The sequence below is a fragment of the Enterococcus sp. DIV1307a genome (assembly GCF_050537425.1).
Lineage (GTDB): Bacteria > Bacillota > Bacilli > Lactobacillales > Enterococcaceae > Enterococcus > Enterococcus faecalis.
This window is the reverse complement of the sequence record NZ_CP172914.1, coordinates 76,907-102,891: the sequence shown is the minus strand read 5'-3', so window position 1 is coordinate 102,891 and position 25,985 is coordinate 76,907. Positions and strand designations below refer to the sequence as shown.

At 37.4% G+C, this 25,985-nt stretch carries 21 protein-coding genes; 3 read left to right on the top strand and 18 right to left on the bottom strand.

What is annotated here, in order from left to right:
• Positions 1-47: 47 nt before the first annotated feature.
• Entirely contained in the window at positions 48-668 is a 621-nt protein-coding gene (locus IGL90_RS00440; RefSeq protein WP_002396730.1) for a helix-turn-helix transcriptional regulator, read from the top strand.
• Positions 669-726: 58 nt separating this feature from the next.
• On the opposite strand, the gene IGL90_RS00435 is transcribed toward IGL90_RS00440, so the two are convergent.
• From IGL90_RS00435 to fss1, 7 genes are all read right to left on the bottom strand, one after another.
• A complete protein-coding gene (locus tag IGL90_RS00435) occupies positions 727-1,512 on the bottom strand; it encodes a lipoprotein (RefSeq protein ID WP_048738091.1) in 786 nt (261 codons plus the stop codon).
• 155 nt (positions 1,513-1,667) lie between these two features.
• Positions 1,668-2,429: a formate/nitrite transporter family protein gene (locus tag IGL90_RS00430; protein WP_002389593.1), complete on the bottom strand. Its 762-nt coding sequence runs from the start codon at positions 2,427-2,429 to the stop codon at positions 1,668-1,670.
• 176 nt (positions 2,430-2,605) lie between these two features.
• Positions 2,606-5,701, bottom strand: coding sequence for a glycosyl hydrolase family 28-related protein (locus IGL90_RS00425; RefSeq protein ID WP_163404277.1), 3,096 nt, complete (start codon positions 5,699-5,701; stop codon positions 2,606-2,608).
• On the bottom strand, positions 5,698-5,937 hold the full coding sequence (locus tag IGL90_RS00420; RefSeq protein WP_002356115.1) for a hypothetical protein: 240 nt from the start codon (positions 5,935-5,937) through the stop codon (positions 5,698-5,700). Before IGL90_RS00420 ends, IGL90_RS00425 begins: the two co-directional genes overlap by 4 nt.
• A gap of 344 nt (positions 5,938-6,281) precedes the next feature.
• Complete coding sequence (locus tag IGL90_RS00415) at positions 6,282-7,787, bottom strand: helix-turn-helix domain-containing protein (RefSeq protein WP_048738086.1); 1,506 nt, start codon at positions 7,785-7,787, stop codon at positions 6,282-6,284.
• Between the two features lie 82 nt (positions 7,788-7,869).
• Positions 7,870-8,784 carry a diacylglycerol/lipid kinase family protein gene (locus tag IGL90_RS00410; RefSeq protein WP_002407569.1) on the bottom strand — a complete coding sequence of 305 codons (915 nt, stop codon included), beginning with the start codon at positions 8,782-8,784 and terminating at the stop codon, positions 7,870-7,872.
• Positions 8,785-9,057: 273 nt separating this feature from the next.
• Positions 9,058-15,156 (bottom strand): fibrinogen-binding MSCRAMM adhesin Fss1, encoded by a 6,099-nt coding sequence (fss1, locus tag IGL90_RS00405; RefSeq protein WP_152679635.1) that lies wholly within the window; start codon positions 15,154-15,156, stop codon positions 9,058-9,060.
• 710 nt (positions 15,157-15,866) lie between these two features.
• Here fss1 and IGL90_RS00400 point away from each other — a divergent pair.
• Positions 15,867-17,354, top strand: a complete 1,488-nt coding sequence (locus IGL90_RS00400; RefSeq protein ID WP_048738082.1) for a helix-turn-helix domain-containing protein — start codon at positions 15,867-15,869, stop codon at positions 17,352-17,354.
• A complete protein-coding gene (locus IGL90_RS00395) occupies positions 17,348-18,832 on the top strand; it encodes a helix-turn-helix domain-containing protein (RefSeq protein WP_048738081.1) in 1,485 nt (494 codons plus the stop codon). The genes IGL90_RS00400 and IGL90_RS00395 overlap by 7 nt, the downstream gene beginning before the upstream one ends.
• Before the next feature lie 155 nt (positions 18,833-18,987).
• Here IGL90_RS00395 and IGL90_RS00390 read toward each other — a convergent pair whose 3' ends face one another.
• The 11 genes from IGL90_RS00390 to IGL90_RS00340 all read right to left on the bottom strand — a co-directional run bounded on the left by IGL90_RS00390 (position 18,988) and on the right by IGL90_RS00340 (position 25,976).
• The gene (locus IGL90_RS00390) at positions 18,988-19,167 is read right to left on the bottom strand and encodes a hypothetical protein (protein WP_002381345.1); all 180 of its coding nucleotides are present in this window, start codon (positions 19,165-19,167) and stop codon (positions 18,988-18,990) included.
• 20 nt (positions 19,168-19,187) lie between these two features.
• Positions 19,188-20,423: an MFS transporter gene (locus IGL90_RS00385; RefSeq protein ID WP_002356101.1), complete on the bottom strand. Its 1,236-nt coding sequence runs from the start codon at positions 20,421-20,423 to the stop codon at positions 19,188-19,190.
• A gap of 296 nt (positions 20,424-20,719) precedes the next feature.
• A complete protein-coding gene (locus IGL90_RS00380) occupies positions 20,720-20,986 on the bottom strand; it encodes a hypothetical protein (protein ID WP_025189271.1) in 267 nt (88 codons plus the stop codon).
• Between the two features lie 9 nt (positions 20,987-20,995).
• The gene (locus tag IGL90_RS00375; RefSeq protein ID WP_016630651.1) at positions 20,996-21,301 is read right to left on the bottom strand and encodes a hypothetical protein; all 306 of its coding nucleotides are present in this window, start codon (positions 21,299-21,301) and stop codon (positions 20,996-20,998) included.
• Positions 21,298-22,689 carry a DUF2974 domain-containing protein gene (locus IGL90_RS00370; RefSeq protein ID WP_048738077.1) on the bottom strand — a complete coding sequence of 464 codons (1,392 nt, stop codon included), beginning with the start codon at positions 22,687-22,689 and terminating at the stop codon, positions 21,298-21,300. Before IGL90_RS00370 ends, IGL90_RS00375 begins: the two co-directional genes overlap by 4 nt.
• Positions 22,689-23,204 carry a hypothetical protein gene (locus IGL90_RS00365; protein ID WP_048738075.1) on the bottom strand — a complete coding sequence of 172 codons (516 nt, stop codon included), beginning with the start codon at positions 23,202-23,204 and terminating at the stop codon, positions 22,689-22,691. Before IGL90_RS00365 ends, IGL90_RS00370 begins: the two co-directional genes overlap by 1 nt.
• A 154-nt stretch (positions 23,205-23,358) precedes the next feature.
• The gene (locus IGL90_RS00360) at positions 23,359-23,874 is read right to left on the bottom strand and encodes a hypothetical protein (protein ID WP_016626247.1); all 516 of its coding nucleotides are present in this window, start codon (positions 23,872-23,874) and stop codon (positions 23,359-23,361) included.
• Between the two features lie 39 nt (positions 23,875-23,913).
• Complete coding sequence (locus IGL90_RS00355; RefSeq protein ID WP_048738072.1) at positions 23,914-24,429, bottom strand: hypothetical protein; 516 nt, start codon at positions 24,427-24,429, stop codon at positions 23,914-23,916.
• Between the two features lie 39 nt (positions 24,430-24,468).
• Positions 24,469-24,984 carry a hypothetical protein gene (locus IGL90_RS00350; protein WP_104859598.1) on the bottom strand — a complete coding sequence of 172 codons (516 nt, stop codon included), beginning with the start codon at positions 24,982-24,984 and terminating at the stop codon, positions 24,469-24,471.
• 165 nt (positions 24,985-25,149) lie between these two features.
• Complete coding sequence (locus tag IGL90_RS00345; RefSeq protein ID WP_002356092.1) at positions 25,150-25,392, bottom strand: GlsB/YeaQ/YmgE family stress response membrane protein; 243 nt, start codon at positions 25,390-25,392, stop codon at positions 25,150-25,152.
• Between the two features lie 23 nt (positions 25,393-25,415).
• Positions 25,416-25,976, bottom strand: a complete 561-nt coding sequence (locus IGL90_RS00340) for an Asp23/Gls24 family envelope stress response protein (protein WP_002356090.1) — start codon at positions 25,974-25,976, stop codon at positions 25,416-25,418.
• Between the last annotated feature and the right edge of the window lie 9 nt (positions 25,977-25,985).

Sequence of the window (25,985 nt, the reverse complement as noted above, 5' to 3'; positions counted from 1 at the left end):
TACGTTTAAGTGAAGTAGATAAACAAATCTTACATTCACATGCCTTAATGCTTGATGGATTAGGGAACTTCTTTGGTAGTACCCATGAAGTCATTCTTCATAGTTTAGAAAATTTGGAAAGTTCAGCTATCAAAGTCATCAATGGCCATTTCAGTAACCGCAAGGAAGGTGCCCCCATTACTGATATGGCGTTAAAAATGTTAAGTCAAGTAGAGTCGGAACATGATTACGCTGTGAAACCCTACTACAATAAAAATCAAAAAGGGGTTATTTTAAAATCTTCCACTATTCCAGTTATCGGTGAAAATGATCGTATTATTGGATTAATCTGTATCAATATGCATTTAGAAATGCCATTAATTGATTACTTGCAAGACTTATTACCTTCAGGACAACAAAATGATATGTCCCAAGAGCTTAAAAATTCTGAACATTTTTCTGACAATATTGACGAATTAATCACTACTTCACTGTCAAAAGTAAAACAAGCAGTAGAAAGCGATCCAAATGTATCACATTTGAATCAAAATAAAGAAATTGTTATTCGTTTATATGATCAAGGAATTTTTAATCTCAAAGATTCTGTCATAAAGATTGCCGATCGATTAGGTATTTCAAAAAATACCATCTATTTACATATCCGCAATCATAAAAAAGAAGAAGCTTAAACCATCAAAGCCACCAACGCTAACTAGCGTTGGTGGCTTTGATCACTTCTCTTCTATTTTAATTTGGTAAATCAAACAAGTAAGGTGTCCCTATTTCTCCATTTAACGTAACATCTAAGCGATTTTTTGTGCCGGGAACTAAATTACTGGCTGTGAAATTCCCTTGGGCATCCGCAGTAAAACTTGCTAAAATCACCCGCGCATCATCTGCACGTGACACTAAAATAGTTGCATTCGGTGCTGTTTTACCAGAAATTGTCCCTTGTTTCGGATCAATCGTAATATTGCTAAAAGAAAGCGCTGCTTCTTGTCCTGAACTTGGAATATCAATTTGGACAGGTGCACTATTCCGTTGATCAACGGTTGCGATTAATTGAGTAGTCGCTCCCGCTCTGGGACTAATTACTGTAAAATTGCCATTGGCATCCGCATAAAAAACACCTGCTTGTGCAGAAGCATCACCGACTACCGTTGCTGTAATGGTTGCATTAGGTAATGTAGTACCATTAATTTCATTTCTTTCAGGATTGAAAACAACATTGGTAATTGTAATGTTTGTATCAGGTGTTTGGTTTTGAGGGACTTCATTCGTTTCATCAGTTTCTGCAGAAGGCTGCGTGGCATTTTCTGACGGATTTTCCCCTGTCACGTTAGAATTTTGACCCGTGACAGACGAATGACTACTTTTCATTTCTTGTTGGCTAGAGGATTTCTGCGTGGCTTTCTTTGTTTCTTGCTTTGGCTTAGAATCATTTGTGCTTGCTGTTTTTTTGTTTCCACATCCTGCTAGACTTAAAGACAATACACTGAACGTTAACATACTGAACAAAGCAATTTTTTTCATTTTTCGTTACCTCCAGAAATCTTTTTGTAACATTAATGTAACATTGTTTTAAAAATCTAGCAATAATTTTTCAACCGTTTTCCTTTTTGTTTAAAAAGAAAAAACCTGCACAAAGGCATTTAGCCTTTGTGTAGGTTTTTATCTGCTAAATGGATTTAATGTTTGCGATAGCTTAAATAGTAAAAGCCAGAAACAAAAATGGCACCACCAATGATATTACCTAAATAAACAAAAATAAAATTACGGAAAAAGTCTCCCCACTGAACGCCGCCTTCAAAAATTGCGGCTGGAATGATGAATGCATTCGCCACACTATGCTGAAAGCCAATTGCAACAAAAATCATTACTGGAAACCAGATGCCTAATAGTTTCCCCGCTGCATCTTTCGCACCATAACAAAGCCATAAGGCCAGACCTACGAACCAGTTACAGCCAATACCTGAAATAATTGCTTGAAGCCAAGTTGCTGCAACTTTATGTTCTGCAAGAGAAAGAACCTGATTTAAATAGGCACCGCTACTGGTTAAACCTAAATAATGGCCAAAAAAATAGGCAACAAATAGGGCGCCAACCATATTTGCCAATGTAATTGTGACCCAGTTCACGAGTAATTCTCTGAAAGAGACCTTTTTAGCAAACCAAGCCGTACTCACCGCCATCATATTTCCTGTGATTAACTCACCACCAGCCATTAAAATAACAATTAGACCAATCGGGAAAACCGCAGCTCCCACTAAAGCTTGAACACTGGCTAAATCTGCTGGAATAGAGGCGGAAACACGCACATAAGCCAAATAGCCGAGAGAAATCATGGCACCGCCGATAAATCCTAAAATGAGTTTTGCTACCAAAGGCTTTTGAATTTTTTTCTGACCATTTTCAATACTGATACTTAAAATTTCATCTGGTGTATACAAACATTTCACTTCCTTTGTTTTTTGTCCTCCTTTACTTTACCCTTATATCACAGAATTTCAAGTACTTTTGTGTATTTTTTCACTAAAAACTGTAGTTCTTTTAATTTTATATGAAAACATCCTGAAACAAGTCCTATTTCTTGTTTCAGGATGTTTACTTATCCGTTTTTAAAGAGTTATCTTTTCACTTTAAAACAATAGGTTGCTATGGCTAACGATAAAAAGCTCAGGCCTAGGAAGCTCCCAACTGTTGAAGATTGTTCCCCTGTTTTGGGGAATTTTTTCTTGGCAATTTTGGTCGTATTATCCGCTTTTTTGACTGTTCCTGACGATTCTTTATTTGTCTGTATCTGTTTAGTTGCTTGGTTTTCTGCTACTGATTCCTTTGTTTGACTAGCCTTGGCAGAGGGCTTTGAATTACTTTGAGCGTCATTAGGATCTTGATTAGACTCTACCGCGTAAATGACAGAATTCTGGCCTTTGTTTTGGCTGCTTTCGTTTACAGTGCTTGGGGTGCTACTCTCACTTGTATTGTTGGTTGCGCTGGTCGTACTTGAAGCACTACTTTCGCTGGTACTACTTGTTTTACTGGTTGTACTTGGCGTGCTGCTTTTACTCGTACTACTGCTCTCGCTTGGCGTGCTGCTTTCGCTGGTACTACTGCTCTCACTTGTCGTACTTGGCGTGCTGCTTTCGCTGGTATTACTGGTTTCACTGGTTGTGCTTGGCGTGTTGCTTTCACTCGTACTACTGCTCTCACTTGTCGTGCTTGGCGTGCTGCTTTCACTCGTACTACTGCTTTCACTTGTTGTGCTTGGCGTGCTGCTTTCACTCGTACTACTGCTCTCACTTGTCGTGCTTGGCGTGCTTGGCGTGCTGCTTTCACTCGTACTACTGCTCTCACTTGGCGTGCTTGGCGTGCTGCTTTCGCTGGTACTACTGCTTTCACTTGTTGTGCTTGAGGTGCTGCTTTCGCTGGTACTACTGCTTTCATTTGTCGTGCTTGAGGTGCTGCTTTCGCTTGTGTTACTAGTTGTCTCTATTGATTTTTCAACTAACAGAAGTAACGCCGTTTTTATGGTTTGTGTTAATTGGTTAATACGCTTTTGTGCATCTGCAGGCGTTTTAAAGCCACCAAGTGTTGGCTCTAATAATTCTTCATCTGACCAAGCAAGCAGTTGTTGTAACTGCTTAGAGCTTCCTTCGCCAGTTGTTGTATCTATTAAGGCTTCTTGCATGGCTTGCCAAGAGTCTTTGGTATATACAGATTCGTCTAATTTATGAACGCTTGCCAGTTCATTTTCTGCTTCTGTACGCTCTAGCGTGATATCGGCTTTTTTGACTAATACTTTCATTGCAGATTGCAAATTACTTGTTAACTGATCCACTTGCTCTTGGGTTTTGTCCTGACTCTCCTGACCTTCTGCTAACAATTGTGTCGCCTGCTGATAATAGGAAGAAACAATCGTTTTAGGCCCAATGGCAGTGAATAGCTGCCAAGAGTAAACCGTATATTGGTTTGCTTCACCAATCGAAGCATAAACGGTTTGTAGTTGGGACAAATCAAGCTTTTTTGCCGGAGCCTCTACCGTCACCGGTACGTTCACTGTTACCAATGAACCTGTTTCATAAGTTAATTGAACAGTCACTTTTTGTTGGCCGATTTCATTTAAGACCTCTGGATTGACGATTTTAGCGGCTGGGACTGCTTCATCCGCGTCATTTGTATTAGCAACCAGTTGCTGCGGATCGATTGATTGTCCTTGCACAATCGTTGTAGCCACAGGGGTTGCTAAAGTATTTCTAACCGGAATTGGCGTATTTTTATATTGCTCATAAAGTGTTGGTGAAATTAACGATTCCCATGTTGCTGGCATTAAGCGATAGTCGGCCTCTGTCCAATTTTCTACCAATAATTGGCCGTTTTTAAGGCCATCATCTCGAGTATTGTCTTTCACAAAACTCGTTTCTGGTCGGAAACCACCGCCACTAGCGATTAACAATTCCCGACGTCGGTTTTGCGGAATATTGTGGTAGTTAACAAACTGATTGTTGATAAATACGCCATTGAACACATTGTTATTTCCTGTATGTCGATTGTATTCCATTCCAATTGCATATTGATTGTCCCAATACTTCCAATCAAAAATGTTATTAGCCACTAGCCAGTTGGATAATTCTGAAATAGCTCCCTCTGCTTGTGTTTCTGCCAAACCAATCTCTGGTGTTCCATACATAATGAGACCTGTATTTCGCAAATAATTATTCATAATCGTAATATTACGGCCTGATTTAAATTTAAATCCGCCAGCTGGACCATTTTGTAGTCCACGTAAATGATTCCCCACCACCGTGATGTTTTGAGCACCACGGAAATAAATTGCATGATCTCCCACCAGACCATTCAAGTCTTCATTATCATAAGGTGAATAGAAAAAATTATGTTGAACAGTTACATCCTTCAGCATATTAAAAGAATTAACCCCGGTGGATAGATAATTTTGTTCATTAGGTACTGAAATAGCACCAGCTTCAATGGCTGTTTGCAAACGTGTAATAGTCGCTGCTAAGTCTGAACGACTGGTACTTTTAATCGCATCTAATTCTGTCACTTTTAACCCAAATAGATTGTCCACGATGTCTACATCTGACATATACTGGAAGCGACTTGGCGTTGAATAACCACCAATGTAAATCGCTCGGTTAAAATCAATCTTGGGTTGCATGTGTGCTGTGTCTCGCATGAAAATATTGCCTGAAATCTTAACGCCAATGTCTGCATTTAAATTGACCACAAATCCTTTTAATGGATTATAGAAGATATTGTTTGCTAGCGTTAATTGATTCGTCAATTTCAAGGTCACATTGATGCCATCAAAAGCAATATTTTGAAGTCGTACATTGGTTTTCGTTCCGTACGTAGTATCTTTCAGTTGAATCGGTGTACCTGTAGCATTATGTAAAATAGTGGCTCCTGTTGTATCGCCAATTAATTGATAATTTGAAGAAATCGTAATATCTTTTGACAAAGCATAACTTCCCTGTGGTAAAAATAATGCCCGTCCTTCCTTTGCTGTCTGACTCAGTAATGTCTGTAACTTCTCTGATTGATCTTCTGCACTATTAGGCACCATCGCTTGCGTACCAAAAATCGTTGTATCTGTTGCGTTAACTGGTTCAACCGCTTCGGTCACCATTGGTAGACCAACCACTGTTAATAAACCAAACAGAAGAATAAGTATTGTTTTCTTCATGTGTTTTCCTCTTTTCATTCCGTTACTTCCAACGGCTTATTTTGTAAAAGTTGATACAGCGTAATAACACGACTGTCTTCGTATGCATAAATTTTTTTGAATTTTGGATTCATATGTAAGATACTTGTTACCTTTAACAAGTTTTGATTTGTGACTTCTAATTCTAAGGCCTCAACCAATTCCTTTAATCGAACACCGGCACTATTTTCTTCACAACTTAAGATTTCTTCAATTTGTTCCATCCGTTTTTTCATTTTATCCCGCCTTTCTTCCCTTGCTCTTTCTATTATATAGAAAAATCCTTGTGAGAAACCTCAATATTTTTTAACTGACTGTTAAAAAAAGTAGTAGTTCCTTTACTATCAATAGCTAATCATCTATTATTTACGATAAAAAAAGCAAAAAAAGTACCTTTTTGACATAATTTTCAGAAGAATTGACGCAGTATTTATTAAAAAACAACGAGAAAACGTCAATAAGCAGGTGTTGATCACCTACTTATTGACGTTTTCTTCTTGTCTTTTTTTACTTTTTAGAAAAATTTTTTTACAATTTATCGGACATATGCATCAAAAAAGCCCATTTTTTTGATTTTTTATTAAAGTGACGTGGTTCTTTTCTCGTTAATTTTTACTATTTTTTGGTTCAAACGATTATATTGCTCAAACGTTAACTCACTTGAAAGTAAAAAGATCTCTGGATGACCCGTTTCCACATCTGCCAAAGAAGTCACTAATAGTAAATCAATATTTTGCCATTCTTCTTTGCTTGCTTCACTGTATCGTAAAACTTCCAATGCATAGAACCGACGAAAATTATTTTCAATCGAAAGTTTCACCCGTTCTTCTTCCAGTACTGGCAAGCCTGATTTTAAACCTAAAACAATTTTTTGTTCGCGATGAATTAAATCATCGGAAAGCGCCAAAACACTAGAATAACGCAGAGCCAAAAATTCTTTATTTGTAAATAATTCATTGCCTGTTTGTTCGTAAAGTTGATTTAAGCCTTGGCTTAATTCTTCTAAAAGAACCGGATATTTTTCTTTAACTTTATTCCAAAAGACATTGTACATTTTCACATTTTGGACATAGTAAAGTTCGGCAAATAAATGTGTAGCAAACAAATAATAAAAAATTTGCGGACGAATTTTCTCCAATTGCGGCGTCATGTGTATTTCTTCTAATAAGAAATGTTGGACTAAATGAGTCAACATGTAAACAGGCGCTTCAGTCTCATCAAAATGCGCTAAAATTGCTTGTGCAGTGGCTTCGTCTTGATAAAATTGGTCATTGGCTAACAAGAAAAAGTACACAAAAGTTAAATCGTTTTTATTAAGGAAAAGGGTTGTAGCTGTCATCTCTTCTATAAAGGCTTGGTAATGTTTATTACCTTCTAAATAAGTTTCTTGCTCGGCTGAAGGTCGATATTCGGCGCCTTGCGCACTCCGGACTTTTGAGATAGCGACCATATATTTAACTCGGCGTGTCACCGTTTCCGCAACTTCTACGTTGAAAAAAGCCATCATTTTTTGGACGGTTTGTGCGACTTCCGTTTCTTGTATATAGTCAAAAGGCCAAGTATCACGGATTAAGTCCATAAAAATAGTGTAAGCAAAATGGCGCAAATACGCTTCATTGCCTTCAATTTTCCAGGTGCTTTTATTAATCACTAGCCCCAATGGCGCTAAAATTTCTGTAAACCCTTTAAGCAAGCGCCGAATCGTGGCATCACTGGTATGATACTTTGCTGTCGCTGGCACAATTCCATTAAATCGACCCCAGAATAAATCTTCCATTACTTGATAAGTTAAACTATCCCGAAAAATTGCTGTATAAAGTTTCTGGAACGCTTGGCTAGACGCCAAGTTCAAGCGATAACCATGCCCCTTTTCAAAAGCCAAAGAAGCATCATTATCCACAGCATAATACGTAATGTCATCTTTTAGAAGTTCTACGTATTTTTTGACTGATTTTTTGTTTAATTGTAATTCTTCTGCTAACTCATTGATGTCAATCCAGCCTTCATTAATTGGCAAGTTTCTTAAAATAATAATTTTAGAAACGACATCTGTATCGAATATATCAACATATTCATCCCATTTCACTGTTCACTCAACTGCCTCTCTTCTGTTCTATTGTACACAAAATGAGAAATCTATTCCACGAAAAAAATAACAGTTGTTTCTTTTATTCTTTCGTAGATGTGGACGTTTCAGGAACAAACACGTTGAGTCCCCCAGCTTCCACCGTTACTTTAATCGGTAAATCATCGGTAGGGTCGCCATCTGTTCGTGTTTGGACTTTCTTGTCTTTTTCGCCACTAATTTTAAATTGACTCCCAGAGAAATACACGACACCAGGAATTTCATTTAATTGTCCTCTGATAATTTTAGGTAAATAATAGACAAACTTGTAAAAAACTAACTTAGGTAAAATGATAATGTGGACTTCGCCGTCATCTGGCGTGGCATTGGCATCGAAATTGGTAAAGCCGCCAGCAGAATTCGTCATGGTCATCGTTAATAATTGGGCTTTGCCATGCCAACGTCTTTCATCGCCATCAATTTTTAGTTTGTATTTTTTCTTTTTCATTAATAAGCGGAAAAATTGCTTTGTAAAGGCTAAAGGACCATATTTTTGTTTCTCCTGTTGGGTCACATTTGCTGCTGTATCTGCTAATAGTCCAATCGTTAAGGTCGAAATCATCACATCTTGATTTACCATCCCAAAGTCAACTGGCGTGGTCTGTCCTGCCAAAATGGTCTCAAAGGCGTCTTCTTCTTTCAAAGGAATACTTAACACACGTGCAAAATTATTGACTGTTCCACCTGGAATAATCCCTATTTGATAGTCACGAATGGTGTCTTTAAAATTTTGAACGGCATGATGAATGGTCCCGTCACCACCAATGACGACCAAGACACCCACTTGATTTTCTTTGGCATTTTTCCGCATTTCTTCAGGATCAATGTCTGGATTGGAAGGTTGCAAAATAACCGCTTCCCCTTTCGCTTCTGCAGCTTTTTTAAAGCGTTCTGCAATCTCTTTACTTTCACTACTTCCTGAAGTTTCGTTGTATAAAACCATCATCTTTTTCATCATTCTATCCTCATATCTCTAACTAAATTTCTTGCACATGTAAAGTGTACAATATTTTAGCCAAAATACCTAAAGATAGCATCGAAAAACAAAGGCTGAGGCACAAGCGGTTATCTTCAAGAACCCCGTAAGTTCTGTTCAAAGGCTAAACTGCGATGAAGGGTTACCTGAGAATGTCAATAAGAAGAAGCTACTTTTGTTCAGTTGATTAGCTTAAGATGAAAAAACAGGCCATCCGTCGAAAGGACGGATGGCCTGTTTTTTTATAGCTTTTGCTTATTTCTTGCTCTTTTTATAGAAGAGCCAACTTGCCAAACCGACCAACAGGAGGCCGATAAAGACAAAGAAGTAATTGACTTGTGTGTTGGTTTTCGGTAAACCAAGCCAACCTGTCTCTCTAGCTGCTTGTTTCGTTGTTGGCTGATTTGGTTTTGTTTTTTTGGATACAGGTTGTTTTTCGTTAACAAACGTGCCCGCATCCACGAGTTCAGGTTTGTCTTTCGCTGTTGCCGCAATAGTGAATGCGACAGCTTGCTTAGACAGTTGGTAACCATCCGGTGCTTTTGTTTCCACAAAGGTATATTTTCCTGGTTGTAAGTGGTTCACTTGAACTAACCCTTGGTTGTCAGAACGTAATGAACGAGCGACAGTTTGCCCTGTCTCTGCATCCGTCACTTTAAATTCAGCACCTGCTAAGGCATTCTTTTGCTGATCAATTTTCACCAGCTTGGCAGCACCTTGGTAATTAATAAAAGGTGCTTTAAGTACCACAGTGGCTGGTTTGCCTTGGTTGTCTTTCGCAATCGTAAAGCTTGCGCTTGGCGTTTCATTAAGAAGATAGCCAGTTGGCGCTTGTGTCTCCACAAAACGATACGTTCCCGGTGCTAAGTTTTTCGCAATGACTTTGCCTTGCTTGTCGGACATCAGATTGGTTTGTCCAGACACGGTTTGCCCTGCTTCATCAATGACCTTAAACACCGCACCAGCCAATGCTTCACCTGTTTCGTTTTCTTTGGTTAATTGAGCAGTTCCTTGATAATTGATAAGATCGCCTAAAGCAATTGGCTGCTCTTTTCCTAATTGGGCGGTTACATCAAATGGATGTGGCGTTGTGTCTAACAGATAGCCTGTTGGTGCTTTCGTTTCCACTAAAACGTAATGCCCTTCATTCAGCCCTTTAGCGTAAATTTCGCCAGTCTTATCCGTTGTTATTTCAGAAACTTTTTCTCCTACACGATTCAAGAATGTTATCGATGAACCTTGTGGCTGATTCTGCTCATCGGCATTGTAAATTGCAAAAACTGCACCCGCTAAGGCTTGACCTTGCTCATTGACTTTACATCCCGTTACTTCCGCTTGATAATTTACAAACTCTAACTCATCTAATGGTTGTTTATCATTTGAATTCTTCTTCACTACAAAATAAATGGGTTGTTTATTGACGATATAGCCATCCGTTGCATCCAGTTCATCTAATTCATAGCTACCAGCGCCTAAATCCTCCATAGCCAATGAACCATCTTTTTCAGCAGTTACTTCTCTTTCAAAGATTTTTTCCCCGTTTTCTATTCGATACAATTTAAAAATCGTTCCTGGAAGTGGGTTCGCATTGGCATCAATTTTCTTAAAGACGGCACGTCCTTTGAAATTGGCGAAGGCCCCTAATTGGAAGATCTCCGGGTCGCCTTTGAAATCACCACGAATTTCTACTTTTACTAATTCAGGATAAATAATATAATCTGCGCCATCTGGTAATTTTGGTGCTTTGATTTCTTTGTAATAATAGGTACCTGGCGCCAAGTCTCTAAAGATAATTTTGCCATCTTTGCCACTCGTTGCTGTAATCCCTAATGATTGTTTATTGTGATCATATAGTTCAAAAACAGCACCTGCTAATGGTTGGTCTGCGCTATTCGTTTTCACGATTTGGAAAGCCCCTTTGTAATTCACAAAGTTGTCACTAGCAACAATGACCGCTGGTTTACCAGCATTTTTCTCAGCAATTTCAAATGGGACTGGCGTGGTATTTAATAAATAGCCTGTTGGCGCTTTGGTTTCTACAAAGCGATATTTTCCTGGGGCTAAGTGCTCTGCAACAATTTCCCCTTGATTATTTGTCGTCAAGCCTGTTTGAATCGTTTCTCCCTTCGCATCAAGCACTTTAAATGTCGCACCACTTAATAAGTGTCCATTCACATCTTTTTTGATTAATTTAGCCGTGCCTTGATAGTTAACAAAGTTAGCCGTTGCTATAACTGTTGCTGGTTTGCCCCGATCGCTTGCTGCAATCGTGAAAGCACTTGGTTCAGTGTTTAAAAGGTACCCTGCTGGCGCTTTGGTTTCCACAAATTGATATTTTCCTGGGGCTAAATCCGTCACTGTGACTTTTCCGTTTGCATCCGAAACTAAGTGTTCTCGAACTGCTTGTCCTGTGGTGTCAAGGACTGAAAATTCAGCACCTGCTAATGGATTGCCTGCTTGGTCTTTTTTAATTAGTTCAGCAGAACCTTGGTAATTAAGCATTTTAACATGAACATCACGAATTTGTCCGCTCGTGTTTTGTGTCACAATGAACCGTTTGGGTGTCGTGTCTAAAAGATAGCCTGTCGGTGCTTCGATTTCTGTAAACTGATAAAGCCCTGGTTTTAAACTATCCACCTCTAACTGGCCATTTGCGTTGGTTCGATCCGGCGCAAGGGGAACTTCTTCCCAATGAGTAAACGGCGTGGTTACAGCATGCTCTAATTTAAAGCGTGCATTGACTAATTTTTTGCCCTTCTCATCTGTTTTTTCTAAAATTACTTTATTTACATCGTTTTTAATAATGGTTGGTTGTGCTCCTTCGGCTGAAGTTTCTTCATCAATAGTAATGACTCGGCCTTTAGCTAATTCGTCCGAAACTGTATAGCCTTCTGGTGCTTTTGTCTCCACCAAAATGTATTGCCCTTGCGGCAACCCACCAAATGTGATAACCCCAGTGGCGTCTACTGTACCTTCACGTAGGACTTGTGTTTTGGCTTGGTCCCAAATTTGGAAATGGGCGCCTGCTAAAATAGTCGTCCCATCCATGGCTGTTTTCTTCAGCTGAATTTTGCCTTTAGTCCCTGTGGCATGCCCGCCACTGTGATCAATGTCAACGACCACATCGCCATTGTCATCCCCATGAACGACTTCTGAACCATTTCCAGTAATTGACACTTGGTTGGATACCGTGTCTGTACTCCCCGCCGCTGAAGAAGTCACTAAACTACGATATTCCATATAATAAGGTGCTTCAATATGGGCCATTTTAACGACAATTTTTTGTTGTCCTGTTTCATTATCGGTGGTAACTTCCAGTGTGTAATCTTTTCCTTCTTCTAAAATAACAGATTTATCTGGCGTAATAGTTCCGTCTTCTGTTACGTTGGTACCGTAAATCACCAATGACTCGGGATCTAGCACTTGGTTTGGTGAGGGTGTATCAGTAATAACCACATCGTCTAAAACCGATTGGGCGCCATTGATCATTACATGCCAGTACACATGATCTGGATCATCTTTGTGGTATTCGCCACCTTTTTTCACTGATTCGCCACCATGTTGAATAGAAACTTTTCCTGTCACATCACGTGAAGAACCTTGGTTTGTATAAGATGCGGTATTGTCATAGCTAGCCGAACCTTCGATAACTTTTTCATCAACAGACGTCTTAAATTCAATCACATACGTACGACTATCATTAGGAAAATCAACACGCCAAGTATTTTGGTTTTTCTCGCTTGGTTCTTCCATTGTGATATCCGTCAACGGTTGCGTTGGTTTCACTTTTTCAACCGAACCATCTGGTTTTGTATTGCCTTCATAGACTTTCAAGCTCCCAGCCAAATAGGTTTGATTGGCTAAAATTGGATCCGTCAAAAAGGCGTCGACTAAACGATTATTACTTAAATTAACCGCAAGCGTCCAAGTGATTTCTTTGGTAACGGCATTGTAAACACCGCTTTTTTGCGCATTTAAATCAAAAGCAGGTAAAGGTTTAAACGGTTTACTATCTTCTGAATGATGATTGTTTCCTGCTTCATCCGTCCAATCAATGGCAGCAGTATTTCGGTAATGGTCTAACGCGGGATTGTTAGCGTCTAACTCGGTAACATCGAAAAAGGTAGTATAGGTTATGTGGAAGGCATCACTTGTTTTGGCATACGCCCCTATAAAACTTAACTTAAAGCCTGTTTCACCATCTGCATTATGAGTTATTTCTACCTTGTAATCTTTACCTAACGTCAACTGAGCACCAGTGGTTGTATCTTTGACAACCAACGAATTGGGTACCATGGTTAAGCCAGGAACTGGTTCGTACGTATCCGTAATCACGGCATTTTCCATCAAATAATTATTTTGATTCACAGCTAACGTCCAACCAATCGTCGAATTTTGATAATCCACTGCACCAGTGTTTTTAATAATATTTTGTTGACTGGCTGTGCCATCACCTTCTGAATGCTGACCAGTGCCAACATCCACACGATTATTCACGGCAACATCGCCTTCGACAATTCCATCAACTTTGGTTTTATAATCAATCTTGACTGCACCAGTCACATCATGTAAAAAGTCAATTGCAAAGGAACCGTCTCCGTTGATTACCACTTTGTAATCTTTTCCTTCCACAAGTTCTGCTCCAACGACTTCATTTCCTTTGTCATCAAACGTCACTGAATATAAATGTAAAGAATCTGGTTCAAACGTTAAATTATCGCCCATTGTGTCTGTAATGACTGCTTGGTCTTTTGGAATGGTTTGTTCACCATAGTTGTAGTTAATTTCCCAAGTGAATTCTTGATTGGCTTCGTCGTAATCTATATTGCGCTTGTCTAACATTTTGCCATATGTGGCGGTAACAGTTGCTTCAGCATCTAACCCATTTGGATTATTATCACTTGTTAACGTCGCGTGATTTTTAAAAGGCACATCGCCGCCGCCATCTGGAATAACCGCCTCGTCAATCGTCGTTTGGTACTCAAGACGATACGCTTTGTTGGTGTCACCTTTAATCGTCACATTGCCATTTTTATCAACGGTATATTCATCTGGACTAAGTTCGCGACCCACTTCTTTAATTGTTCCATCAAGATTCATCACTAACTCATAGACTTTCACGGACTTAAAGGTATTCCCTGTTGGCCATGTTTCCGTCACAGTTGGATTTGTTTGATCTTTCATCGCTTGATTGATATCTACCGTCCAAGTAATCGCACTAGGATTGGGCGTTCGATCAAAATGGCCTTGTTTATCAATTTGTTGTTCGGTATCTGGGACAATCGGAATCACTACAGGCGGCAAATCTTCTTGTGTAGGAATATCAATCACCCAATCTCCTGGGCCCCGCCCATCTGAATCATTCAAATGAGTATCTAAAGAAAAGTCCCCGTGAATGTCACTTTCAGACGTGATTCGCTCATTAAAGGTAAAACGAACCGTACCATCTTCACCAATTGTGTAGGTTCCATAGACATTGCCTTCTGCATCAACTAAGTCACCTGAACCGGGTTTATTAGGTTTCAAATTGCCAGGTAATTGAAACTCAAAGTAATCGCCTGCTTTCATTTGTTCCCGCACATCTTCTGGAATCGACCAGTTAAAGTTCCAATGAATGGTCACATCTTCTTTATACGGCGGTGTTGCTGGTGTGCCATCAGGATTTAAATAAATCGGATCTTCAAAATTATTGATAATCGTTGTTTCATCACCTGTAAAATAGTCACTGATATCTGTTGGTCCTGCTACGCGCGGTTTGACAGTCGTAGACTCGGTTGTTTTACTTTCTATCGCTTTTGTCGTGCTGGCGACAGTTTCTTCGGACGAACGAGGAACAGAGGAGTTTGTAGATGCTTCTTCTGTTGAACCTTCATTCGCTGATGCGGCTGGCGAACTCGTGATTGCCGTTGATTCTGTCGGATCAGTACCAGTATTTAACGTCAACGCTCGTTGCTGTTGTCCATAAGAAAACGTCACATCTTCTGTAGCTGTAGGGTTCAACGTTAAGACTAACGTATCTGCTAACGCTTGCTGATTCAATTCAATTTGAATCTGTTTCTTCTGGTCATCCACTTGAATCTTGCGCGTATTATTGGGCGCTGCCCAATGTGCAGCTTTGATTGACACATTGGCACTATAATGCACTACAACCTCTTGTGTTACTGGTTGTGCTTTTCCTTGAAGCGCTAAGGTCATTTCTTGTTGGCTGGTTTGCTTCACTTCTCCTAACGTTAACTGGCCATCGCTGTTAACATCTTCCGCCAAAGCCATGAGTGGTGTGCCATAATTTAGAACAAGTAACAAACACATCAACCCGTAGAGCCAACGGTTTACCATTGGTCCATTCTTTCTCATTTCTTTCATCCTTCCTCTACTAACGACACATAGAAGAGAACGTTCACTTCGTACCAATTTTTTATTTTAAACCAAATAAGTGAGTGCTCTTCTGTTGTCTTTCTTCCTTGCTAAAACAGACAGCCAACACACCTTTTCTTTTTATCTCCTCAAAACGCACTCTTACTTCGAATGCGGATTCATTTTCTGCTTTTTCCTATAGACTCTTCTATAAGAATAAGAAGAGTATAACGAGATTTTTCAGCAAAAATTATCAACAACTTCTCCTCCAAATAGAAAAAGTTGATAAAATCCAAGAAACCCTTTTCATCTTTATGAAGACACGCCCTTATCCTTTCTTATTTTTACTATTCCTCCTTCCACTATACCGTTTTTTTAAATTTTTTTCATAAGAACTAACCAGACAAAAAAGCCTATTTGTATAAGCTATTTAAGCTAAAAAATCAATAGACTCAAATTATCATTTTTGTTATTTAAATGTTTTATATAAACTGGTTGTTTTTCTTAATAATTTTTTGCTCTACCATTTTTTGTCCATGTTTTCTTCCGTTTGACACATTCAGTTCTTCTTGATTTTTAAGAATAGATACAGTAGCATAAGAACAACTAGTTCTTTCACTGGCAATTGTCAAATGTCATTTAGAAAAGAATGCCCTATCTGTATTATCTGAAAAATCAAACAATCATAACCAATTAGAAAGGTGGTTATTATGCATAACTTATTAACCAAACAGGAAATTCAGTTACTTTCCCTAATTGAATACTTGTATGACAGTAAAGAAAAAGTCCCCATGCAAGTACTCCGACGAAAATATGAATTTTCCCATTACAATATCAACAATTTATTGAATCAATTAACTTTGTTAATTTCTCGAGTCAATACACATGAAAATGTACATATTCGTATTATTAATAATCAACAGTCCATAGAATTAGTCGCCGATGAAAATATCCCGATTGAGTTAATGAAAGAAGCTGTTGTCCGCGGGTCACTAACCTATATGTTAGCCCTGGATTTACTTTTAAAACGCTACACTTCAGCCAAAGATTTTTGTGAAGAGCACTTTATTAACTTTTCTATTTTTAAACAAGTCAGTGACCGTTTAAATAATCATCTAGCTAGATTTAATTGTTATTTAAACTTAAAAAGACGAGAAAAAATTTGTGGTAACGAGAAAGATTTTCGCAGTTTCTTTTATTCCTTATTCTTCATTTCAGGAACTTCTCTAGTACCATTTTTATCTAAGACTAATCAAGCGCAATTGCAGAACTTCATTGAAATCATCAAAAACCGTTATCCTTACTTTACATATACCGATTTACGCAAATTAAAATTAATTATGTCCATAGGTTTACTCCGTTACCAATCTGATTTTACAATCAGCGATTATCCTGAAATTGCTACGATCAATTTAGCCTTTCCTTATTCAGAATTTCAATTATTAGTGAATGATTGTTTTATTAATGAACAAAAAGAACCCGACACATGGCGGGCTGAAATTCGTTTCTACTATGATTTTTTCAGTACATTAACGATGTATTCACTTGAACAAATAGAAACGGTCAACTTTGCCAACTTAGCGATTATGGGCATGGATGAAAGTCCCCATGTCACCTGGATTTTTGAAAAATGTACGCAATTACAGTTGGATTTAAGCGCAATAGAAGTTGTCTTTTTGTTGGTTAATTTATCCAATGCCAGTGAACGACTAATTCATTTTCCTGTGGAAGAGGAATTGAGCTATGAGGTTGCTAACGTCTCTTTGTATGAAAAGCAATACCCAAATGTTTCGCGAACAACCAACTATTTCTTAAAGCGTTTGCCTTTTGACAAAGAGCACCCACTAGATGCATTATTTAAAGAAACCATTTTTTTAATTATTCGGAGTGTTTTATTAAACAAACAAATTCCTGTTAAAATTTTACTTCATTCATCTATTAATCAGATACAAGAAAATTGGTTAGCGAAGGAAATCAATAATTATTGCGATGTTCCTTTGAAATTCGTCAATCATATTCAAGAAGTGCCTGACCTAGTCATTACTGACAAAAATAATCCGCTTTTTCACGCCAGCAAAACCTTTTATTGGCATCCTGTTCCTTATTTAGACGAGTACTATAACCTAAAACAAGTAGTTCGCAAAATTTATTTTGCCAAATTACGTGGGGAAAACAGTTTGGAGGGAATCGGATGTTAACAGGGTTACTTGATGTACCTTATCGTAAAAGTTTTGCTCTTTTAGAAGAATTACTCGAACGTCGTGAAGCAGAAGAGCAAACATTGGCGATTTCTACTTTAGCGACTCAATTAAAAATGCAACAAACTACCATTCTACAATCCGTGGCTTTGCTCCAAACAGAAATTGAAAAGAACGGCTGGGAGAACTTATTTTCTTTGTCGGCAAACGCCAAAGAAATCACATTTTGGTTTGCACCCTATTTCCAACTATCGTTCTTGATGCCTTACTTTGTCAAAAAAAGTTTCGCATATCAAGTGTTGACCTACGCCTTTAACCATAATGCAATTGATAGCAAACATTTTGAAAAAGTCCTAGAAATTTCTTCGTCAACCTTTACACGAAAAATTGGTCAACTAAATCAATGGCTTCAAAAATATCAGATTGAAATCAATTTAAAACGTACCAATGTGTTGGTGGGCAAAGAAAAAGATATCCGGATTTTCTTTATGATGCTTTTTTGGAACAATTACTCTGAAGGGGATTGGCCGTTGCACACGATTACTAAAAAAGAAGTCCATAGTCTCTTTCGACGTTTAAAACACTCTGTTTCTTTCAATACAACACAAGATTTTACAAAAGACTTAATTTTTTCTGCGGTGATTTTAGCGCGTTGGAAAGAGGGCTTTTTTATCAAAGAAACTTTCGTGGAGGAAGAAGCGATTGTTAATCCCTTTGTTAATCTGAGTGAGTTTGAATTGTTTTTTAAAGAAGAAGCCTTACACCAAGTTCCAACAAAATTTATACAAAAAGAAGGACTTTTTGCCTTTTTCTTATTGACGATTAGTGTCAGCTACGCCACACAAGATGTCTTGGAAATTCCTGCAGCACGGATGCATATGGTCCAGCTATTAGGCTCACCCATTAAAGAGATCATTTATCAACTAACGTCTTTTTATCAAATTAAATTGACATTTCACGAGTATCTTTATCTATATACTTCTATCCAAAATTTAAGTGTCTTTTTTAAGACCTTTGTCACGATTGCCAATCCATTTGTGCAAGAAAGCTTTTTAAAAGAAGCACTTCAAAAAAATCCAAGTCTCTACAAAGATGTGAAGCGACTTACAATCGAAATGCTTCCAACATTGATGGGCAATGAAAAATTGTTAGTTGACTGCTTGTTTATTCTTTTTTGTACATTGAAAACGAAATCTTTACCACCGATTCGTGTCTTAGTAAGGACCAATCAAAGTAATTTAATTTTAGATACCCTTTATGAAAAGCTAAGTAAAGCCGTGGATAAAAAATTAATTTTTGTCGCTTCACCAGAAAAGCCTTTCGATGTAATTATTACAGATATCTTTTCAGAAGTTAGTGTCAAATCAACGGTTCCCACTTATTATGTTGATTTTTCTGCTAGCATTGGTGAACTAGCGCAAAGCTTAGAAAATTTAAATACACAAATTGTCACCAAACAAAGTCCACGCCACTTTTAAAAGTTTTCACGTGAAACATTTTAAGTGATAAAAATTACAAAAAACGCCAAAAGGTAGCAGAAAAACTGCTACCTTTTGGCGTTTTTTACGAAAATTTTCAATGTTCCACTCTAGTGATACCGAAACGTAGAACATTCATTTACTAACTACTCACTTTACATGACGTTGTTATTTTCTGTCACCAATTCTAGCTCTTGCAAGTAATGATCCAAAGTCGCGTGATGTTGATCGACATCGGCTAACTCTGTTTCAATTTTAGCTAAACGCGTGTTCATGCGTTGAATTTCCGTTAGTGTTTGTTGTAAAACGTTTAAAATCCGTTCATCGTTAGGCATTGAAATCACTCCTTGTCCATTTATAGTTCTGAGCCGTGTTCAATCTCTTCAATCGTTTCAAGAGACAAATCTTTGGCATCATTTTTAGCTTTGTGGAAGACCATATATAAAATGGTACAAACGATTGGGATACAGCCTGCTAAGAAGTACATTTGTTGGAATGACATAAAGTTACGTAATTCACCTAAAACGTACGGACCAACCCCTAATCCAAGGTCTAAACCGATGAAATAAGTCGATAAAGCAATCCCGATACGGTGAGGACTTGGGCTTTCTTGAAGACAAACCGCTTGGCCATTTGACATGAAAGTACCATAACCTAAGCCAATTAACCCACCTGAAACTAATAACATCCAACCAGACGTAGTCATACTTAATAAGAATAAGCCTAGTGTTAAGAAAATGTAGCTCGGATACATGACGTAGCGTTCACCTTTGACATCGAAAATCCGACCTGTCGATGGACGTGTTAAGGTAATCACGACCGCATAGACGATAAAGAAGAAGGTGCTGACGTCAACTAAATCGATTACTTTGACATAAGAAGATAAGAAAGATAAGACACTTGAATAAGCAAGCCCCATTAAAAAGGCGATAAATGTAATAAATAAAACTTTCTTTTCAACAAAACTATCAAAATTCCATTTAGATAAAGCTTCACGATGTTCAGGTGTTAACTCAATATTTTTCACTGGGAAAATGAAGCAAGCAATGGTTGTTAACAAAATTAAAATAATTGAAAAGTTAATAATGACATGGAAGTTGGAAACATTTAACAATAACATCCCAATAAATGGCCCAATGCCGGCTGCTAAACTAGTACTCAACCCATAATAATTGATTCCTTCCCCTTTTTTGTTTTTAGGGATATAGGCGGTAACAATTGCGTTGGTCGCTGTCGAAACGGTTCCGTAACCAAACCCATTTAAAAAACGGACCAGATAAAGAATGCCCATACTTGGCATATACATATACGCAACAGTCGTTAAAAGATAAAACAAAGCCCCATAACGTAAGACTTGTTTGCGCCCAATCAGTTCAAGGAGTTTCCCCATGAAAAGTCGTGCAAGCAATGTCCCGATGATGTAAATTCCTGAGGCCAAACCAGCTTGACCTAAAGTAGCGTGTAAGCTATCTTGCGCAATCACCGCAATAATAACCATTAATAAATAATAAACAAGATAGACAATGAAATTAATCACTGTAATACTGATAAAGCCTTTATTCAAAAGCTTTGTTGGTGTTTGTTCTGTCATAATTCTTTGGATTCCTCTCTCTTTTGTTCTGTTTATTTTGTGTTGCTATTTTTCAATAAAAGACCGCTATCCCCTCACTTTGATGACTTATCAAAAAATTTTCTGAAATTCATTTGCAGTTATTACTATACGAGATATCCGTTACAAAAAAATGTAAATTTGTGAATGATAAACGTTATCTACAAATAACTTCAACAAATGTTGTTGATTTTTGTTGAAGAAAGAGTCCTCAACTATTCTCAAAATATCGAATGGTTGAGGACTCTTTCTTTTAATTAAAAATAAGTTCACATCTATTACAAACTGTCTATAGTTTGACTCTGTATGTCTAAGACATCGGTTACTTTTTGGCCAAATTGTCCTTGGATCGACTTTTCTAAGCCAGTATTTGCATTTTCTATTGAGCGTTTGGCTTGTGCTAAAGCATTTTTTTCCCTTCGCTTGCTTTTCTGTACTTTTTTACTCTGTTGTTGTAACAGCGATAAACCGAGAGACTGCGCTGTTACTTTTTGCAGATTCTTTTGGTATTCTTTCCATAATTTCTCCAATAACTCCATGAACATCCTCCTTCGTTAACTTTCCCGCTGTGCATTTAATTTTCTATACGTTATTTCTAACTCTTCCCTCTGACGGTAAAGTTTTCTCTTAGCATGACTTACTTCTTCTGAAAAGTCATATTCTAATCGGCCAAGCGCTTGTCTCGCTTGTTGTAGTGGTTGCTGATTTTCGGCAATCATTCGAATAGCAGACTGAATGTTATAATAGGTTTCTTCAGCGAGTTGTTGGCTTTTTCTCTGATAAGAAGCTAAGAGCATTTCTTGCTCATCTAACTCCCGCAATTGTCTGCGGCATCTTTCTAGCTCATCGGCTGTCGTCATGTTAAGGCTCCTTTCAGTTGGTTCGCTAATTCTTGATCTCTCTGAACCAATTCATTTATTTTAGCGGTAATTTGTTGGGTTAATTGAACAAATGAAGTTCTAATACGATTGATTTTGCTGAATTTTTTCTGGAAATATTCCAGATCTTGGTCAACCATCGTTTGTTTCGTACATTGGACTTGATCCATCGCCTCTCTCATTTCTGCATACGAAAGTTCTGGTGTATGTCGTTGAATGAGTTGCAATCCGTTTTCCCAATCTTCTTGTAATTCTTGCATCACTTTTTTGTAAATATGTAGGCACTCTTCCATCGCTACATCAAATTGTGATGCGGCGACTTTAACAACCGCTAAAGCTTGACTATCTTCTAAATAAATCCGTTCATTACTAGATAATCCGCCACCGCTCGCCGTTAAAGAAACACGTAATTCATTCAACTGATTAAATTGTTTTAGTTGTTCTTGAAGCCATTTGTTTTCTTTTTTTAAACGGTTGATTTCTGCCAATGTCTCAGGATTCGTGCCGTCGTAAGTCTCCAGCCCACGGATTCTATTTTTATTTTCTAAAATCTGCTGCGCCAAGATGGTTTGCTCGATTGCAACGCCACCATGCCCATCTGAATAGACAGCAATATCGCCAAATTTATCAATATAATTACCGGCATCATCAGTTTTAAACATATCCAAATCATGGCCGAACGTCTTTTTAACCCAACCGACAATTACACCACTATAATTATCAACTCCAAAACTATAAAAAGGAATTTTCCCTTGTCCACCTGTTACAAAACTGCTGGTGACCGCATCTGAAGTATCATAGAAATTAATAATTTGACCTTTGTAGTTTTTAATTTGTTCGTCTGTCAATCCTGAACCAGCCGCACCATACGTGATGGCATTGTAGCCTTTCAAAACCGCAACGTAAATTGCTTCGGCACCACCAAGAGAATGACCCGTCGTGTTAATTGTATAGCCAGCTTCAGGAGAATATTGGCGCTCAATCTGACTGGCATATGTTAAAGCAGATTGGAACGCTCCAGCTTGGTGTTTGTCATTAAAGCCAATTTCTCGAAAATTGGTTTTCCAATCTTGCCATGATTTGGTACCAGCGTAGACAATGGTGAGATTTTGGTTGATTACGGATTGGGGATAGTCTGGTACACCCTTTATATTTTTATCATTTTTATATTCATCTTTGATTTCTGCCACTGTCATAGCTTGCATGCTGTTGCTTCTTGGTTCATGTTCGTATCTGAGTGTATCTTTATCGGTGTCGATAGTATCGATTACAAGATACTTCGCCCCTTTGTATTTAATAACATCTCCTGAATTTGTTGTTTCTTTCTCCACTCCGTATACTATTTCAGAAAATTTCCGATAATTGTCCATTACTTTATCCCTCCTTCATAATAAATAATTTTATTCTTGGGCATTGTTACAGAAGTTGGCTGTTCTTTTTCTTCTAAAACATAATTATTTCTCGTATTTCCTGGATCCAAACTATAGCGAAATTTTCCTGTTTCTGCTGAGATAGTACTTAATGTTGTATTATCTTCATACACATCGTTAATAATAAATTCGACCTCTAAACCTTTCATTGGCCCTACTGCAAAACTGGTAAATTCTACTTTTTTAATATCGGAGTATTTGACAATTTCATCTAATTTATTTGAATACTCTCGATAACTCAATTCTCCATTTCCCTTATTATATTTCTTCTCTAATTGTGCTCTTTCTTGCTCATCAAATGTATAAATTCGATAGTTATTATACAAATAGTTCGCTAAATCTGTTTGGATTTCGTGTAGTTTCGCTTTTTCTTGTTCATCCATGTACCATTTTCCTCCAATTCCTATGATTAAGATAATGAGTAATCCGATTAACCATTGCTTCCTATGTTTCACTGATTCACCTCCTTGTTCTTTATGTACGATAATTTTTATTGGTTTGTTCCTTTATATGTCATCGATTACAATAAATTCAGTACCTTCAAGCTTAGTATTTATTTTATTCTTTTGAACGCCGTAGACTGATCTGATAAGATTCTATTCTGATCCATTAACGAATCCCTCCTTCATCGTACGTAACCAAACTTTCTGGTACAGGTAAATTGGTTGCTGTTGGCTTTTTCTCAAGATAATAGGGTCCCTCGCCCTCATGCTCACCGATTTTGAATACTAACTTATTTGTCTCTGCGGAAATAGTGTTGAGATACGTCTGTTTATTTAGCTTCTTATTTATTGTATAGTGTACTTTCAACATTTTCATTGGACTTACCGAAAATCCTGTAAATTCTATTTTATTGATATCAGAGTATTCTTTTAGTTTTTCAAGCTTGTCAAAAAACTCTTGTTCTGTCAGGGAACCTTTACCTCTATTAAATTCTTTAAAAATTTTCTCTTCTTCTTTTTCGTTCACTGTATATAACCGATAGTTATTATACAAATAGTTCGCTAAGTCTGTTTGGATTTCGTGTAATTCTGCTTTTTCTTTTTCGTTCATATACATTGCTCCTCCAATTCCTATGATTAAGATAATGAGTATTCCAACTAACCATTGCTTCCTATGTCTCACTGATTCACCTCCTTGGTCTTTATGTACGATAGTTATCCATTACTTTATCCCTCCTTCATAATACATAATTAAATTTTCCGGAATCGTTAATTCTGTCGGGTTATCTTTTTGTTCAATATAATAGGGACCTCTTCCTGTACTATTCGTTATTCGATAGATAAATTTCTTAGTTTCTGACGATATTGTGTCTAAACTGACCTCTTCTTCATAAACATCGTTGATGGTAAAATAAACTTTCAACGTGTTTACTGGGCCTATTGAAAAACTTGTAAATTCTACTTTTTTAATATCGCTGTATTCTTTTAATTCATCTGATTTTTTTAGAAATTCTTCCGTAGTTAAACTACCTTCCCCTCTGTTGTATTCCTTATTTAGCTGTTCATCCTTTGCTTCATCTACTGTGTAAAGTCTGTAGTTATTATACAAATAGTTCGCTAAATCTGTTTGGATTTCGTGTAGTTTTGCTTTTTCTTGTTCGTCCATGTACCATTTCCCTCCAATTCCTATGAATAAAATAATAAGTAGTCCGATTAACCATTGCTTCCTATGTCTCACTTGTTCACCTCCTTGTTCTTTATGTACGATAATTGCCCACTACTTTATTCCTCCTTCATAATAAATAATTTTATTCTTTAGCACTGTTACAGAAGTTGGCTGTTCTTTTCTTTCCAAAACATAATTATTTATCGTGTTGCCTGTGTTAAAACTATAGCGAAATTTTCCTGTTTCTGCTGAGATAGTACCTAATATTGTATAATCTGGATAAACATCATTGATAATAAATTCGACATCCAAACTATTCATTGGTCCCACTGAAAAACTTGTAAATTCTATTTTGTTGATATCAGAGTATTCTCTAATACTTTTCATTTTTTGTAGATACTCTTTTTCTGTTATTGAACCATTTCCTCGATTATATTTTTTCTTTATTTCTTCCGATTTTTCTTTATTTTTTGTATAAATCCGATAGTTATTATACAAATAGTTCGCTAAGTCTGTTTGGATTTCGTGTAGTTTTGCTTTTTCTTGTTCGTCCATGTACCATTTCCCTCCAATTCCGATGATTAAAATAATGAGTAGTCCGATTAACCATTGTTTCCTATGTTTCACTGATGCACCTCCTTTTTGCCACGCAACGACTTTTTAATTAAATTTTAACAAAACCACCTATCAAAGGAAAGCTATATTTAATCCAATTTTAATAAACTGAATGATATTAAAGAATATAAAAAAAAGAGTTTGGACAATCGCCCAAACTCTTCTGAAAAATCTTCTCTATTTTCGTCCTAAAATCCATGAAACGATGGCAACTAAAATCACTGCCCCGATAATCGATGGCACAATAGCCATCCCAGCTAAGCTTGGTCCCCATGTGCCTAAAATGGCTTGACCAATTGTTGAACCAACTAACCCTGCAATGATATTGGCAATAATGCCCATCGATGATCCTTTTTTAGTAATTGCTCCAGCGATTGCCCCAATGACCCCGCCGACAATTAATGCCCAAATAAAGCCCATGATTGTTTCCTCCCTTTAACTGTTTATTCTACACGTGGTTCCATATTTTCTTTGACTTGTTCTGTTCCTTTATTCACAGCTTTTTTTGCTTTTTCTGTTTGTTCAGAAGCAAATTCACCGGTACTTTTGGCAGCGCCTGTGACTTTATCTTGAACCGTTTCGCTATCTTCTTCGTATTCTTCTTTTGATTTGATATCAACTACGTTAACATTCACTTCAATCACATCTAAGTGGGTCATTTTTTTCACTTCACGACTGATTAATTCTTTCATTTTTTCGTAAATGTCTTGAATATCTTTGCCGTATTCTACCACGATATCCATATCAACAGCGACTTGTTTTTTACCAACTTCGGTATCAATACCCGCTGTGACGTTATCTGTGTTTACTAATTTTTCAGCAATATTTGAGAAAAAGCCGCCATCGACTGTTAATAGACCATCGACATTTTCTAAGGCTAAACCGATAATTTTTTGAACGACTTTATCTTCAAATGTTAATTCACCTTTGATTGCATGATCTTCTGGTGTGTGTGGTCCGTTTCCTGCTGGTTTTGGTACATTATTGAATTTTTCGTTACTCATGGTTCATTC

What these genes read in the sequence shown, in the direction of transcription:
- IGL90_RS00440 (WP_002396730.1), top strand. Translation starts at nt 48, where the DNA reads ATGCTTGATGGATTAGGGAACTTCTTTGGTAGTACCCATGAAGTCATT.
- IGL90_RS00435 (WP_048738091.1), bottom strand. Translation starts at nt 1,512, where the DNA reads ATGAAAAAAATTGCTTTGTTCAGTATGTTAACGTTCAGTGTATTGTCT.
- IGL90_RS00425 (WP_163404277.1), bottom strand. Translation starts at nt 5,701, where the DNA reads ATGAAAAGAGGAAAACACATGAAGAAAACAATACTTATTCTTCTGTTT.
- IGL90_RS00420 (WP_002356115.1), bottom strand. Translation starts at nt 5,937, where the DNA reads ATGAAAAAACGGATGGAACAAATTGAAGAAATCTTAAGTTGTGAAGAA.
- IGL90_RS00410 (WP_002407569.1), bottom strand. Translation starts at nt 8,784, where the DNA reads ATGATGAAAAAGATGATGGTTTTATACAACGAAACTTCAGGAAGTAGT.
- fss1 (WP_152679635.1), bottom strand. Translation starts at nt 15,156, where the DNA reads ATGAGAAAGAATGGACCAATGGTAAACCGTTGGCTCTACGGGTTGATG.
- IGL90_RS00400 (WP_048738082.1), top strand. Translation starts at nt 15,867, where the DNA reads ATGCATAACTTATTAACCAAACAGGAAATTCAGTTACTTTCCCTAATT.
- IGL90_RS00395 (WP_048738081.1), top strand. Translation starts at nt 17,348, where the DNA reads ATGTTAACAGGGTTACTTGATGTACCTTATCGTAAAAGTTTTGCTCTT.
- IGL90_RS00390 (WP_002381345.1), bottom strand. Translation starts at nt 19,167, where the DNA reads ATGCCTAACGATGAACGGATTTTAAACGTTTTACAACAAACACTAACG.
- IGL90_RS00385 (WP_002356101.1), bottom strand. Translation starts at nt 20,423, where the DNA reads ATGACAGAACAAACACCAACAAAGCTTTTGAATAAAGGCTTTATCAGT.
- IGL90_RS00380 (WP_025189271.1), bottom strand. Translation starts at nt 20,986, where the DNA reads ATGTTCATGGAGTTATTGGAGAAATTATGGAAAGAATACCAAAAGAAT.
- IGL90_RS00375 (WP_016630651.1), bottom strand. Translation starts at nt 21,301, where the DNA reads ATGACGACAGCCGATGAGCTAGAAAGATGCCGCAGACAATTGCGGGAG.
- IGL90_RS00370 (WP_048738077.1), bottom strand. Translation starts at nt 22,689, where the DNA reads ATGGACAATTATCGGAAATTTTCTGAAATAGTATACGGAGTGGAGAAA.
- IGL90_RS00345 (WP_002356092.1), bottom strand. Translation starts at nt 25,392, where the DNA reads ATGGGCTTTATTTGGGCATTAATTGTCGGCGGGGTCATTGGGGCAATC.
- IGL90_RS00340 (WP_002356090.1), bottom strand. Translation starts at nt 25,976, where the DNA reads ATGAGTAACGAAAAATTCAATAATGTACCAAAACCAGCAGGAAACGGA.